This is a genomic window from Tabrizicola flagellatus, assembly GCF_008271465.1.
GTDB classification, from domain to species: domain Bacteria; phylum Pseudomonadota; class Alphaproteobacteria; order Rhodobacterales; family Rhodobacteraceae; genus Tabrizicola; species Tabrizicola flagellata.
In genome coordinates this window covers 70,052-84,301 of the sequence record NZ_VMDU01000007.1, presented here as the reverse complement: position 1 = coordinate 84,301, position 14,250 = coordinate 70,052, and the positions used below count along the sequence as shown (strand labels likewise).

The window sequence follows — 14,250 nt, the reverse complement described above, 5'->3', positions numbered from 1 at the left end:
CGCGCGAGCCAACAGGCGTCCGCCCCTCAGCCGACGTCGGTCCTTCCGCGCCGGTCGCCGCGCAGGTTGGCGTAGAGCACATGGTTGCGCCAGCGTCCGTTGATCTGCAGATAGCTCTGCGCCACGCCTTCGTACTTGAAGCCGCATTTCTCCAGCACCCCGCGCGAGGCTGCGTTCTCGGGCAGGCAGGCGGCCTCCAGCCGCGACAGGTCGAGGCGGGTAAAGGCATGATGCGTCAGCGCCAGGATCGCCTCGCGCATGTAACCCTGCCGGGCGAAGGGCGCGCCGATCCAGTAACCCAGGGTGCCGGTCTGCGCCGGGCCGCGACGGATGTTGTCCAGCGTCAGCGCGCCCAGAAGCTGCTTATCCTCGCGCCGGATCAGCAGCATCGGCAGCGCGGTGCCCTGCGCCTCGGCCCGCTGCGCCCAGTAGACCCGGTTGGTGAAGGCCCGCCGCGAGAGGTGGTCGTTCGACCAGACCGGCTCCCAGCGGACCAGGAAATCGGCCGAGGCGGCGCGCAACTCCGACCATTGCCGCCAGTCGCCATGCTCGGGCAGCCGCAGCGTCATCCGCTCGGTCTCGACCCGGACGCGGCGCTTCAGCCCCAGCATCAGGCGGCAAGCCCCTTGCGGACCTCTTCGATGCCGGGCGCCCCGGAGACCGGCCCGTAGATCGCCAGAGCCGAGCGCGCCGTGGTCAGACCGGCCGCATAGTCCCGGACCGCCGCCGTATCCACCGCTTCGATCTTTGCCACCGCCTCGGCCACATCCGGCACCCGGCCCCAGATCGACAACAGCCGCGCATTGCGTTCCGCCCGCGAGGACGGGCTTTCGAGCCCCATCAGCATCCCCGCCTTCAGCTGCGCCCGCGCCCGCGCGACCTCGGCCTCGGTCATGTCCTCGGCGGCGCGCTTCAGTTCGTCCACCGTCAGCCGGGTCAATTCGCCGATCTCCGACTCGGAAGTGCCGGCATAGACGGTGATCTGCCCGGTATCCTCATAGGCAGCGGATTGCGCGTAGATCGAATAGCAGAGGCCCCGGTCCTCGCGGATCTTCTGGAACAGGCGGCTCGACATGCCGCCGCCCATCGCGGTCGCATAGACCTGGGCGGTGTAAACCCGGTCGTCGCGGTAGCCCGGCGCCTCGAAGGACAGGGCGAAATGCACCTGCTCAAGGTCCTTCACCTCGCGCCGCTCGTCACCGACAAAGCGGGCGGGCTCGACCTTCGGCGCGCCGACCGGCTTCAGGGCGCCGAAGATACGCTCTGCCGCCGCGACGATCGCGTCGTGGTCCACGCCGCCCGCCGCCGACAGGATCATATGGTCCGGCCCGTAATGCGCCCCGGTGAAGCCCTCGAAATCCGCCTTGCGGAAGGCCGAGACCCTTTCTTCCGGCCCGAGGATCGTGCGGCCGAAGGGCTGGTCGGGGTAGCTGACTTCATGCAGCCAGTCGAAGATGATGTCGTCGGGCGTGTCCAGCGCCTGGCCGATCTCCTGCAGGATGACGTGGCGCTCGGTCTCGATGTCGGCCTTGCGGAACAGGGGGTTCAGCACGATGTCCGCGATCACGTCCAGCGCCATCAGCACGTCGCCCGACAGGACGCGGGCATAATAGGCGGTCATCTCGCGGCTGGTGTAGGCGTTGATGTAGCCGCCCACGTCCTCGATTTCCTCGGCGATGCGCAGCGCGCTGCGCCGGCGCGTGCCCTTGAAGGCCATGTGTTCGAGGAAATGCGCGATGCCGTTCTGCTCGGGCGTCTCGTGCCGTCCGCCAGCCTCGACCCAGAGGCCGACGGACGCGGATTGCAGCCCCGGCATCGCCTCGGTGACGATGCGGAAGCCGTTCGGCAGAGTGTGCAGGCGCTGGGTCAAGGTCGGATCCCGGGGTTCGGTCGGCTGCTGCGGTGATACAGCCCCGGCGCGCGATGGAAAAGGGGCGCTCCGGAGCCCTCCTCGTTCGACTTCGTCTCCTCGTCGGAGAGGTCCGCCGCAGCGAGGAGTGACGAAGTCATCGACGAGCGATCCTTTCGCGCACCAGCGCCTGGATGGTGCCCAGGTCGTTCGGAACCCGCGTCATCCGTTCCGGCCGGTCGAAAAGGTCGGCCATATGCGGCGGCAGCCCGGGACGCACCCCGGTCGCGCGTTCCACCGCATCGGGGAACTTCGCCGGATGCGCGGTGGCGAGCGTCACCATGGGCGCCGCGCCGATATGCTCTTCGGCCACCTTCACCCCCACGGCGGAATGCGGGCAGAGGAGTTCCCCCGTCGTCCGATAGTGCCGCGCGATCACCGCCAGCGTCTCGTCCTCGTCGCAGCGGCCCGAGGCGAAGGTCGCGCGCAGGAAGTCGATGGCCCCCTGGCTGATCGTGAAGCCGCCCGTCTTCATCTCGTCCATCAGCGCCGCCACCGCCGCCCCGTCGCGGCCATAGGCGTCGAACAGGACCCGCTCGAAGTTACTCGACACCTGAATGTCCATCGACGGGCTGATCGATGGCTTCACGCCGTTGGTCCGGTAGTCCCCCGTCCGCAGCGCCCGGTCCAGAATGTCGTTCTGGTTCGTCGCGATCACCAGCCTGTCGATCGGCAGCCCCATGCGCTTGGCGATGTAGCCCGCGAAGATGTCGCCGAAATTGCCGGTCGGCACGGTGAAGCTGACCGCGCGATGAGGCGCACCCAGGGCGGTTGCGGCGTAGAAGTAATAGACCACCTGCGCCAGCACGCGGGCCCAGTTGATGCTGTTCACCCCCGCCAGCCGCACTCCGTCGCGGAAGGCGAAATCGTTGAACATGTCCTTCACGCGGGCCTGCGCGTCGTCGAAATCGCCGTCGATGGCCAGCGCATGCACGTTCGCCTCGGACGGCGTGGTCATCTGCCGCCGCTGCACCTCGCTGACCCGGCCATGCGGGAACAGGATGAACACATCCACATTCGCCAACCCCCGGAACGCCTCCATCGCCGCCGACCCGGTGTCGCCCGAGGTCGCGCCGACGATGGTGATCCGCGCCCCGGTCCGCGCCAGCGCCGCCTGCATCATCTGGCCGATGAGCTGCATGGCGAAGTCCTTGAACGCCAGCGTCGGCCCGTGGAACAGCTCCAGCAGGAAATGGTTCGACCCGAGCTGCACCATCGGCGCACGGGCGGCGTGGTGGAAGCCCTGGTAGGCCTTGGCGATCAGGCCGCGGAACTCGTCGTCGGTGAAGAACCCGCCCAGGTAGGGCCGCATCACCTTGAACGCGACCTCCTCGTACGGCGCCCCGGCCAGCGCGGCGATCTCGGCCTTCTGCATCACCGGCACGGTCTCGGGCACATAAAGCCCGCCGTCGCGGGCAAGGCCCGTCATCATCGCCTCGCCGAAGCCAAGGACCGGGGCCGCGCCGCGGGTGGAAACGTAGTTCATCGCCATCGCCTTCAAACCTTCCGCGTCCTGATACGCCAGAGGAGGAACCCTGTCATCCCCGCCCAGGTCGCCGCCAGCAGGAACCACTGGATCGCATAGCCCCAGTGGTCGTTGGGTATACCCGACGTATCGACCGGCATCGGCACGATCCCGTCACCGGTCGGCTGGCTTGCGACAATAAGTGCCGGTTCCGTCTTCAGCTTCGCCGCCATCGCCGGCACGTCGCGGGCGAACCAGAGGCCAGTCTTCTGGTCCGGCGGCGGCGTGAAGGCATTGGTGTCGTCCGGCCAGTGCAGGTTGCCCTCGACCCGCGCCTCGTGCGGAGACCGCGGAACCTTCCGCGCCTCCTCCGCGACGAAACCGCGCTGGACCATGATCCGGCGCCCGTCGGGCAGCGCGAAGGCCTCGATCACCATCACGCCCGGACTGGCGCCCTTCTGGCCCGCCAGCACCTCGAGATATTCCCCGGTGAAGCGCCCCTCGGCCGTGACCGCCTGGAACTTGTCGCGGGCCTCGTCGGGCACCGCCGGCAGGGGGATCGGGGCGTTCGAGATGCGCGCCTCGATCTCGTCGAGATAGACCCGCTTCTCCTCCATTCGGCGCAACTGCCAGAAGCCGAGGCTCATCAGGATCGCCACCCCGACGACACCCATCAGGACCGGAAAGACGTAACGGCGCATCGCATACCCCGGAAAGGAAAGCGCAGGCCCGAAGGCCCGCGCTTTAGGATCGGTCAGAGGGAAAGGATCAGCCCTGGCCCCAGACGTAGACGGCGGCAAACAGGAACAGCCAGACCACGTCGACGAAGTGCCAGTACCAGGCGGCGGCCTCGAAGCCGACGTGCTTTTCGGGGGTGAAATGCCCCTTCAGCGCGCGGATCAGACAGACGGTCAGGAAGATCGTCCCGATGATGACGTGGAAGCCATGGAAGCCGGTCGCCATGAAGAACGAGGCGCCGTAGATGTTGCCGGCGAAGCCGAAGGCGGCGTGGCTGTATTCGTAGGCCTGCATGATGGTGAAGATCACACCCAGAGCGATGGCGATGATCAGGCCGTTGACCAGGTCCTTGCGGTTGTTCTCGTGCACGAGTGCATGGTGCGCCCAGGTCGCGGCGCAGCCCGACAGGAGAAGGATCAGCGTATTGATGAAGGGCAGGTGCCAGGGGTCGAAGGTCTCGATCCCGGCGGGCGGCCAGACACCGTCCACCGCCGGGCTGTCCGGCCCCATCGGATAGAGGCGGTGCTTGAAGAAGGTCCAGAACCAGGCCGCGAAGAACATCACTTCGGACATGATGAACAGGATGAACCCGTAGCGCAGCCCGATGCGGACCACCGGAGTGTGATCGCCGGCCTGGCTTTCATGCACCACGTCCGACCACCAGGCGTACATGACGTAAAGCACGCCGGCGAACCCGATCAGTCCCATCCAGGGCCCCGAGCCGTGCATCCAGAGGACCGCGCCGAACAGCATCACGAACCCGGCGACCGCGCCGAACAGCGGCCAGATCGACGGTGGCAGGACGTGGTAGTCGTGGTTCTTGGCATGGGCCATGGCCGGGTTCCCTCTTGTCTTTTCTCAGTTCACTGCGGTTGCGTCGGCCGCAGCGGGTTGTTGCAGCGCCGCCTGATCCTCGGGCAGCGGTGTTTCGTGGAAGGTATAGCTCAGCGTGATCTCGCGCACAAACCGGGCATCCGGGTCATCCATCATCGCGGGATCGACGAAGAAGGTTACCGGCATCTGCACGGTCTCGCCCGGTTGCAGCACCTGCTCGGTGAAGCAGAAGCAGGCGATCTTGGTGAAATAGCCGCCCGTGGTGTCGGGGAAGACGTTGAAGCTCGCCGTGCCGGCGATCGGGCGGTCGGTCGGATTGTGCGCCTCGTAGAAGGCCAGCCCGGTTTCGCCGATGCGGATGTCCATGCTGCGGACGACCGGCTTGAACACCCAGGGCATCCCCTGCTCGACCGAGGCGTCGAAGCGGACCTTCACGGTCCGGTCCAGGATCACGTCGGGCGCGGCCGCGGCCACCGCGGGCGTGCCGCCATAGCCCGTCACCCGGCAGAACCAGTCGTAGAAGGGAACCGCCGCGAAGGACAGGCCCAGCATGGTCAGCGCGACCAGCACCAGCTGCGCCGCCGTCCGGTTCTTGCCCTGAAGACGCGGGAAGATCATGGCTTGCCCTCCTCTTTCGGCAGCAGCGCCGGCGAATAGGTATGATCGTAGCCCTGCATGGGTTCGCCACGCTTTACCTTCACGACGGTCAGCGCGAAGACCAGCGCCACGAAGGCCGCCAGCGTCAGGCCGAGGCCGAGGTTGCGGCTGAAGCGGCGCCTGTGCAGTTCGTGTTCGGGACGGAATGTCATCTCACCAGCCCCCGACGCCCGCGGATTTCAGCGCCGCTTCCGCGAGGAAGGTCGCGAAATGCAGGAAGAGATACAGGAGCGAAAACCGGAAGAAGGCCTTCTCCACGGCATAGTTGTCCGCCTCGGCCATGGTCTCGTCACGCCGCCAGATGCGGAAGGCCCCGACCACGAACCAGGCATTCAGCACCACCGCCACCGCCAGCGTCAGCGGACCCCCGATCGAGGTCAGCGCGGCCCCGATCGCGACAGGAACCAGAAGAAGCGTGTAGACCAGCACATGCACCCGCGTCGCCTTGCGGCCGTGGGTCACGGTCAGCATCGGCACGCCGGCCCTGTGATAGTCCTCCTTCATGAACAGCGCCAGCGCCCAGAAATGCGGCGGCGTCCACATGAAGATCAGGCCGAACATCAGGCAGGCCTCGACCGAGATGCTGCCCGTGGCGCAGACCCAGCCGATCATCGGCGGGAAGGCCCCGGCGGCGCCCCCGATCACGATGTTCTGTGGCGTCGAGCGCTTGAGCCACATCGAATAGACCACGGCATAGAAGAAGATCGTGAAGGCCAGGAGCGCCGCCGCCATCAGGTTGGTGGCCAGCCCCAGCATCACCACGCTGATCCCCGAGAGTGCCAGGCCCACCGCCAGCGCCTCGCCGGCCTGGACGCGGCCCGCGGGCACCGGCCGGCGCGCTGTGCGCTTCATCACCGCGTCGATGTCGGCGTCCCACCACATGTTCAGCGCCCCCGAGGCCCCCGCCCCGAGCGCGATGAACAGGATCGCGGCAAAAGCCTCGACCGGGTGCAGCGAGACCGGCGCAACCAGCAGACCCACCAGCGCGGTGAACACCACCAGCGACATCACGCGCGGCTTCAGAAGCAGCACATAATCGCCGAACCCCGGCTCGTATGGGGTGGCGTTTGCGCCCTGATATGCTGCGGTATCGCTCATTCCGGTCCTGTCCTTGCAGACGGGGACTCGACCATCGGCCAGACCCCGTCGGTCGCTGGCAACGCTTGCGCCTCAGTCGTTGGAGGCGACCTGCACCGGTGCCGGTGCTGCCACCGAGGACAGCTGCACGTCGCCCGCCTTGGCCTTGGCCAGCCATTCGGCATAGGCGGCCTCGGAGACCACCTTCACCGTGATCGGCATGTAGGCGTGCATCTGCCCGCAGATTTCCGAGCACTGGCCGAAGTAGATGCCTTCCTTCTCGGCCTTGAACCACAGGCCGGCGGTGCGCCCCGGCACCGCGTCCTGCATCACGCCGAAGGCCGGAACCTTCCAGGAATGGATCACGTCCGAGGCGGTGACCTGGACCACGACGACCTTGTTCACCGGAACCACGACGGCGGTGTCGGTCGCCAGCAGGAACTGCTCCTTCGTGTAGCCGGCCGCCTGGAGCTGCGCCTCGACCTCGGGAGTCAGCATGTTGGTGCCGCCGGTCGCGGGCGAGCCGATCATGTAGCTGTCGAAGGCGATGCCCTCGTCCACGTATTCATAGGACCAGTACCACTGGTTGCCGGTCGCCTTGATCGTCACTTCGCCCACCGGGATCTCCTGCTGCTTGAACAGGATCGGCAGCGAGAAGGCGCCGATGAACACCAGGATCACGATCGGGATCAGCGTCCATGCCACTTCCAGCGGCGTGTTGTGGGTGAAGCGGGCGGGCGTCGGATTGGCGCGGCGGTTGAAGCGGACGATCGTGTAGAGCAGAAGCGCGGTCACGAAGATCACGATGGCGGTGATGATGTAGAGGATCATCGTGTCCAGCCAGACGAGGTCTTGCTTGACCTCCGTCACCGAAGGCTGGAAGCCCATCCCGCCCGGTTCGGGCTGGCCGATGATCTCCAGCGCCTGCTGGGCAAGGGCCGATCCAGCCGCCAGCATGGCGATGGCTGCGGCGGCAATCCCGTTCGTCACAGTCGAAAGACGCATGTCGCTTATCCCGTTCACGTCGCGGCTTGCCGCCGCTTTGACGGATCCCGGCGTCAAGGCCAGAATCCCGTTGGTTCCCTTTGGTCCTCAAACCATATTAGCTTGCCCGCGACAAGCAAAACCGTTGCGACATAACTTCGCCCACGGTCACTTGACAGGACTGGATCGCATGATGCTGGGCATCTTCAAACTGACGCTGATGACCTTCGGCGTCCTCTACGGCGCGGCCCTGACGGGGATCTACGCCTTCCAGCGCGATCTCCAGTATTTTCCGACCCACCGCGACCCCGCGCCCGCGGCGCTTGGCCTGGCCGGGGTAGAGCGCGTCACGCTGACCGCCCCGGATGGCGTGCGCCTCGTCCTGTGGCTTTCCCTGCCCGATCGGCCGGCACCGGTGATCCTCTTCCTGCATGGCAACGCGGGCGAGATCGCCGACCGCGCCGACCGGATGGAGTTCTACCGCGACCGGGGCCTCGGCGCGGCCTTCCTGTCCTGGCGCGGCTATGGCGGGTCGGGCGGGCGGCCGTCCGAGGCGGGGCTCTTGACCGATGCGCAGACGGCCTACGACCACCTGCGCGGGCTCGGGGTGGCGCCCGACCGTATCGTCATCGTCGGAGAATCCCTCGGCACCGGTCCGGCGGTGATGCTGGCCGCGCGGAAGCCGGTCGGGGCGGTGATCCTGGAGGCGCCCTATTCCGCTGCCGTGGATATCGCCCGCGCCGCATATCCCTGGCTGCCCGTGGGCCTGCTGATGAAGGACCAGTTCCGCGCCCGCGACCACATCGCGGCGATCGGCGCGCCGCTTCTCATCCTGCACGGCGAAGCGGACAGCGTCATCCCCATCGGGCACGGCCGCCGCCTCTACGACCTTGCGGCGGAACCCAGGACCTTCCGCTCGCTCGGTCCCGTCGGGCACGACGCGCTGTTCTCCCCCGCCACCTGGGAGATCGAGGCCGACTTCATCGCCCGGACCATCGGTCCTTGACCCTGCCCGCGCGTCGGCCCATCTCTGGGGCCTCAGCGCACGAGGCCCCCGATGACCGAAGCCCCTTTCCGTCCCTTCGACACCCATCTCGACGAGGGAGCCGCCCTCGCCACCCTCCGCGCGGCGACCGCGGGCGCGGACGATGGCGAACTGTTCCTGGAACGCCGCCGGGCGGAAACCATCGTTCTGGATGACGGTCGCATCCGCCAGGCGACCTATGACGCCTCGCAGGGCTTCGGCCTGCGCGCCGTGCGCGGCGAGGTCGCGGGCTACGCCCATTCGACCGAGATCAGCGAGACCGCGCTGCGCCGCGCCTCGGAAACCGCGCGCCTCGCCGTGGGGACGGGCGGCGGCACCCTGGCCGCTCCGCCGCGCGGCACCAACACCCGACTCTACCGTGCCGAGGATCCGATGGCCGAGGCGACCTTCCCGGTCAAGATCGACACCCTGCGCGAGATCGACGCCTGGGCGCGTGCCCTCGACCCCCGCGTGGTGCAGGTCTCGGCCACGCTGTCCGCCAGCCTGCAGGAGGTCGAGATCCTGCGCCCCGAGGGAACCCGTCTGGCCGACATCCGCCCGATGGCGCGGCTGAACGTCAGCGTCATCCTTGAAGAGAACGGCCGGCGCGAGACCGGCGGCATGGGCAAGGGCGGGCGGCACGGCCTGGCGCAGCTGATGGCACCCGAGACCTGGAAGCCGATGATCGAGGAAGCCCTGCGCATCGCGCGTGTCAACCTCGGCGCGGTCGAGGCCCCGGCGGGGGTTATGGATGTGGTGCTCGGCCCCGGCTGGCCCGGGATCCTTCTGCACGAGGCCATCGGGCATGGTCTGGAAGGCGACTTCAACCGCAAGGAAACCTCGGCGTTTTCCGGGCTGATGGGGAAACAGATCGCCTCGAAGGGGGTGACTGTCCTCGATGACGGAACGATCCCCGACCGTCGCGGCTCGATCACCATCGACGACGAGGGCACGCCCTCGGGGCGCAACGTGCTGATCGAGGACGGGGTTCTGGTGGGCTACATGCAGGACCGTCAGAATGCCCGGCTGATGGGGGTGGCCCCCACCGGCAACGGCCGGCGCGAAAGTTTTGCGCATATCCCGATGCCGCGGATGACCAACACCTACATGCTGGCCGGCCAGGACGATCCGGCAGGCATCGTCGCCAGCCTGAAGGACGGCATCTATGCCGTGGGCTTCGGCGGCGGGCAGGTGGACATCACCTCCGGCAAGTTCGTGTTCAGCTGCACCGAGGCCTACCGGGTGCGCAACGGCGTGGTGGGCGAGGCGGTGAAGGGCGCCACCCTGATCGGGGACGGGGCGACCGCGCTGAAGGGCATCCGCGCCATCGGCAACGACCTGCAACTCGATCCGGGCATCGGCAACTGCGGCAAGGCCGGGCAATGGGTGCCGGTGGGCGTGGGCCAGCCGACGCTGCTGATCCAGGGCCTCACGGTCGGCGGCGCGGCGGCCTGACCGGCAGGGACGATCCGCTCAGGCCAACTGCCGCGCCTTGCGGAAATGGGCCCTTGCCCAGCGCAGGAACGGGGCGATGCGCGGATGGCTCGCCTCGTCCCGGTCGGCCAGCAGCCAGACCGGCGTCACCTCGGGCACCGGCAGATCCAGCCGCCGCACCCGCCCGTCCGCCAGCCTTTCCGGCAACAGCGCCACCCCCTGCCCGCGCGCGCAGGCCTCCAGCATCGCCAGCGGGCTTGAGGACATCAGCGCCACCGTCCCGCCCTGCGCGGCAAGCCAGGCATAGGCCGGCACCCTCGCCAGCGAGCCCGAGGCGACGATCACCCGATGCCCGGCCAGGCTTCCGGCGACCGGGTGCCGGCGCAGATAGTCCGGCGCGGCGAAAAGCGCACAGTCGAGCTGGCCGATCCGCTCTCCCGCCGTGCCTTGGGGCGGGGTCTCGAAGGGCGAGACCAGCACGTCATAGCTCGACCGCGGCAGGGTGAAGAGATCGTCATGCACCGAATGGTCTGCCGGCTGGCCCCGCGCCGCGGACCATTCCGGCAGGGCATCGGCCAGGAACAGCCGCGCGGTCACCTCGCAGCTGGCGATGCGCAGCGGCGCGGGCAGCGCCTCGGTCCGGGCGAAGGCGCGGGCCATCTGGCGGGCGGCGGCCACCAGCGCCGCGCCGCGCGGGGTCAGGCCGCCGTCGGGGCCGAACACCGGCCGCCCCCCGGCCTGCACCGCCGCGATCCGGCGCGACATGGTGGACTGGCTGACCCCCAACACCCGCGCCGCCGCCGACAGGCTGCCGGCCTCGTGCACAGCCAGCACCCAGCGCGCCTGGTTCCAGTCGGGGTCGGACATCGCGGCCAGCCATGCGAAAACGGATGGACCCCTGCACTATCGCGGATGGACCCGTGCCGGTCAATCCGGCATCCCGACGCCGTCCAATCCACGGAGCCCGACATGTTCGACCTTGACGCCTATCTCTCACGCATCGGCCACCGCGCCGGGGCCCCGGGCCTTGCCGCCCTGGCCGCCCTGCAACGCGCGCAGATGGCCGCCATTCCCTTCGAGAACACCGACCCCTTCCTTGGCCGCCTGCCCGACCTTGCGCCGGATGCGCTGTGGAGGAAGCTGGTGCTCGACCGTCGCGGCGGCTACTGCCTGGAACTCAACGCGCTGTTCGGCGCGGCGCTGGCGGCGCTTGGCTACACGGCGCAGCCGATCCTCGGCCGGGTGCGCATGGGTGCCCCGGTCGGCGGGCCGCGGGCGCATCTGGCCTGGCTCGTGCGGCTGGACGGGGAGGATTACCTGGCCGACACCGGCTTCGGCGGCCCCGGTCCCGACCAGCCCCTGCGGCTGCACCGGTCCGAACGGGTGGAAACCGCGCTTGGCGCCTTCCGCCTGCGCCCCGAACCCGGCTCGGGCGAATGGGTGCTGGAACGCGAGACCGATTCCGGTTGGTTCGCCCTATACGGCTTCGACCGCCAGCCCCCGGCCAGGGGAGAGATCGAGGCCGCCAACCGGATCTGCGCCCTGTCGGACCGCTCGCCCTTCCCGGCCAACCTGATGCTGTTCCGCATCGCCGATGGCGCGCGGGCCGGGCTGATGAACCTGCGCCTGACCCAGGGCGATGGCACGCGCCGGATCGAGGGCTACGAGGATTTCCGCCAGGTCCTGACCCGGACCTTCGCCCTGCCCGATGCGCCCGACCAGCTGCGCGCGCTCTGGGACCGGCTGGTCACGCTGCCCGAGCCCGCCGAGGCCTAGCGGCCGAACTTGCCCTTCAGCGCCTCGGCAAAGGCATTGCCCCCGCCTTGCGGCCCGGCCTGCATCGGCCCCCGCGCGGGCTTGGCCGGGGCCGGGCCACGCTCGCGCGACTGGTCGCGGGCCGAGGCGCCGCCGTCCGATTTCATCGACAGCCCGATCCGCTTGCGCGGCACATCGACCTCGACCACGCGGACGCGCACCACATCACCCGCCTTCACCACCGCATGCGGATCCTTGACGAAGCTGTCGGAAAGCTGGCTGACATGCACCAGCCCGTCCTGGTGGACGCCGATGTCCACGAAGGCGCCGAAGGCTGCGACGTTGGTGACGGTGCCTTCCAGCACCATGCCGGGCTTCAGGTCGGTGATCTCGTTCACCCCTTCGGTGAAGGTCGCCGTCCTGAAACTGGGCCGGGGGTCGCGGCCGGGTTTTTCCAGTTCGGACAGGATGTCCTTCACCGTCGGCAGACCGAAGCGGTCGTCCACGAAGGCCGCCGGGTTCAGCCGCTTGAGCGCCGCGCCGTCGCCCATCAGGCTGCGGATGTCGCGCCCGCAGGCGGCGACGATCTTGCGCGCCACGTCATAGGCTTCGGGATGGACGGACGAGGCATCCAGCGGCTCGGCCCCGTCGCGGATCCGCAGGAAGCCCGCCGCCTGCTCGAAGGCCTTGGGCCCCAGCCGGGCGACCTTCAACAGGTCCTTGCGGGTGGCGAAAGGCCCGTTCTGGTCACGGTGCGCCACGATGGCCTCGGCCAGCCCCGGCCCCACGCCCGAGACCCGGGCCAGAAGGGGGGCCGAGGCGGTGTTCAGGTCCACCCCCACCGCGTTCACCGCATCCTCGACCACCGCATCCAGCGCCTTCGCCAGCCGGTGCTGGTCCACGTCGTGCTGATACTGGCCGACGCCGATCGCCTTGGGTTCGATCTTGACCAGTTCGGCCAGCGGGTCCTGCAACCGACGCGCAATCGAGACCGCGCCGCGCAGGGACACGTCCAGGTCGGGGAACTCCTTCGCCGCCAGTTCGCTGGCCGAATAGACCGAGGCCCCGGCCTCCGAGACCACCACCTTGACCGGCTTCTCCGCACCCGCGGGAAGCAGCGCCAGCAGGTCCGCCACCAGCTTTTCCGTCTCGCGGCTGGCGGTGCCGTTGCCGATGGCGATGAGTTTAACGCCATGCGCGCCAATCAGCCGGGCAAGCGTCATCTGCGCGCCCTTCACGTCGAGCTTCGGCTGGAAGGGGTAGATCGTGTCGGTCGCCACCAACTTGCCGGTCGCGTCCACGACCGCGACCTTGACCCCGGTGCGGATGCCGGGATCGAGACCCATCGTCGCCTTGCCCCCGGCCGGGGCCGCCAGCAGCAAGTCCTTCAGGTTGCGCGCAAAGACGCGGATCGCCTCGGCCTCGGCCGCCTCGCGCAACTCGGCCATCAGGTCCAGCGTCAGCGAGGTGCGGATCTTCACCCGCCAGGCCCAGGCCGCCGCCTCGCGCAGCCAGCGGTCACCCGGCCCGTTGCCACCGGCCCCCACCGCCGCCCCGCAGGCCCGTTCCGCCGGGCTTTCGCCGCGCGGGCTGTCGGCATCCACATCAAGGTCCAGCGTCAGAACCTCTTCGTTGCGGCCCCGTAACATGGCCAGCGCCCGATGGCTGGGCACGCGCGAGAAGTCCTCGGAATGGGCGAAGTAGTCGGCGAACTTGGCGCCCGCGGCCTCTTTCCCAACGACGACCTTTGCCGACAGCTTGCCCACCTTGCGCATGTGATCGCGGAGCCGGCCCAGCAGAGTAGCATCCTCGGCCAGCCCTTCCGCCAGGATGTCGCGCGCGCCCTCCAGCGCTGCCTTCGCATCGGGGAAGCCCTCGGACAGGAACCCCGCCGCCAGCGCCACCGGATCGGCAGTCCGGTCGGCGAGGATCGCATCCAGCAGTCCCTGCAACCCCGCCTCGCGGGCGATCATCGCCTTGGTGCGGCGCTTGGGCTTGAAAGGAAGGTAGATGTCCTCGAGCTCGGCCTTGGTCGCCGCCCCGGCGATGGCGCGGGCCAGGTCGTCGGTCATCTTGCCCTGTCCGGCGATGGACTCGGCAATCGCCGCCCGCCGCGCCTCCAGTTCGCGCAGATAGCCCAGACGTTCCTCCAGCCGGCGCAGCTGGCTGTCGTCGAGGCCCCCCGTCACCTCCTTGCGGTAGCGCGCGACGAAGGGGACCGTGGCGCCGCCATCCAGAAGCTCGATTGCCGCGGTCACCTGCTGGGGCGTGGCCCCGATCTCGGCGGCGATCAGGCTGGGGATGCGGGTCAGGCTCATGCGAATCCTCGTCAGGCAGGGGCAGTGCGGGGCGGGCACCTTAGCCGCGCCATGG

Annotated in this window: 14 protein-coding genes; 3 read left to right on the top strand and 11 right to left on the bottom strand. The window is 68.8% G+C overall.

Annotated elements, in window-relative coordinates; translation table 11 throughout:
- Window positions 1-26 precede the first annotated feature (26 nt).
- From FL625_RS11620 to coxB, 9 genes are all read right to left on the bottom strand, one after another.
- Entirely contained in the window at window positions 27-611 is a 585-nt protein-coding gene (locus FL625_RS11620) for a GNAT family N-acetyltransferase (protein ID WP_149588843.1), read from the bottom strand.
- Window positions 611-1,870 carry a M16 family metallopeptidase gene (locus FL625_RS11615; RefSeq protein WP_149588842.1) on the bottom strand — a complete coding sequence of 420 codons (1,260 nt, stop codon included), beginning with the start codon at window positions 1,868-1,870 and terminating at the stop codon, window positions 611-613. The genes FL625_RS11620 and FL625_RS11615 overlap by 1 nt, the downstream gene beginning before the upstream one ends.
- Window positions 1,871-2,006: 136 nt before the next feature.
- Window positions 2,007-3,395, bottom strand: coding sequence for a threonine synthase (gene thrC / locus FL625_RS11610; protein ID WP_149588841.1), 1,389 nt, complete (start codon window positions 3,393-3,395; stop codon window positions 2,007-2,009).
- Window positions 3,396-3,406: 11 nt separating this feature from the next.
- Window positions 3,407-4,075, bottom strand: a complete 669-nt coding sequence (locus FL625_RS11605; RefSeq protein ID WP_149588840.1) for an SURF1 family protein — start codon at window positions 4,073-4,075, stop codon at window positions 3,407-3,409.
- 67 nt (window positions 4,076-4,142) lie between these two features.
- Window positions 4,143-4,946, bottom strand: coding sequence for a cytochrome c oxidase subunit 3 (locus tag FL625_RS11600; protein ID WP_149588839.1), 804 nt, complete (start codon window positions 4,944-4,946; stop codon window positions 4,143-4,145).
- Window positions 4,947-4,970: 24 nt separating this feature from the next.
- Window positions 4,971-5,564, bottom strand: coding sequence for a cytochrome c oxidase assembly protein (locus FL625_RS11595; protein ID WP_149588838.1), 594 nt, complete (start codon window positions 5,562-5,564; stop codon window positions 4,971-4,973).
- A complete protein-coding gene (locus tag FL625_RS11590) occupies window positions 5,561-5,755 on the bottom strand; it encodes a cytochrome c oxidase system small membrane protein (RefSeq protein WP_149588837.1) in 195 nt (64 codons plus the stop codon). The genes FL625_RS11595 and FL625_RS11590 overlap by 4 nt, the downstream gene beginning before the upstream one ends.
- 1 nt (window position 5,756) lies before the next feature.
- Entirely contained in the window at window positions 5,757-6,701 is a 945-nt protein-coding gene (gene cyoE / locus FL625_RS11585) for a heme o synthase (protein WP_149588836.1), read from the bottom strand.
- 72 nt (window positions 6,702-6,773) lie between these two features.
- Window positions 6,774-7,685: a cytochrome c oxidase subunit II gene (gene coxB / locus FL625_RS11580; RefSeq protein WP_149588835.1), complete on the bottom strand. Its 912-nt coding sequence runs from the start codon at window positions 7,683-7,685 to the stop codon at window positions 6,774-6,776.
- 169 nt (window positions 7,686-7,854) lie between these two features.
- Between coxB and FL625_RS11575 the strand changes: the two genes are divergently transcribed.
- A complete protein-coding gene (locus FL625_RS11575; protein WP_160147773.1) occupies window positions 7,855-8,670 on the top strand; it encodes an alpha/beta hydrolase in 816 nt (271 codons plus the stop codon).
- 51 nt (window positions 8,671-8,721) lie between these two features.
- Complete coding sequence (tldD, locus tag FL625_RS11570; protein WP_149588833.1) at window positions 8,722-10,143, top strand: metalloprotease TldD; 1,422 nt, start codon at window positions 8,722-8,724, stop codon at window positions 10,141-10,143.
- Between the two features lie 18 nt (window positions 10,144-10,161).
- On the opposite strand, the gene FL625_RS11565 is transcribed toward tldD, so the two are convergent.
- Window positions 10,162-10,989 carry a LysR family transcriptional regulator gene (locus tag FL625_RS11565; protein WP_149588832.1) on the bottom strand — a complete coding sequence of 276 codons (828 nt, stop codon included), beginning with the start codon at window positions 10,987-10,989 and terminating at the stop codon, window positions 10,162-10,164.
- A gap of 102 nt (window positions 10,990-11,091) precedes the next feature.
- On the opposite strand from FL625_RS11565, the gene FL625_RS11560 reads away from it, so the two are divergent.
- Window positions 11,092-11,898: an arylamine N-acetyltransferase family protein gene (locus FL625_RS11560; RefSeq protein ID WP_160147772.1), complete on the top strand. Its 807-nt coding sequence runs from the start codon at window positions 11,092-11,094 to the stop codon at window positions 11,896-11,898.
- Here FL625_RS11560 and FL625_RS11555 read toward each other — a convergent pair.
- Window positions 11,895-14,195 (bottom strand): Tex family protein, encoded by a 2,301-nt coding sequence (locus FL625_RS11555; protein ID WP_149588830.1) that lies wholly within the window; start codon window positions 14,193-14,195, stop codon window positions 11,895-11,897. The two genes, FL625_RS11560 and FL625_RS11555, sit on opposite strands and share 4 nt — an antisense overlap.
- Window positions 14,196-14,250 lie beyond the last annotated feature (55 nt).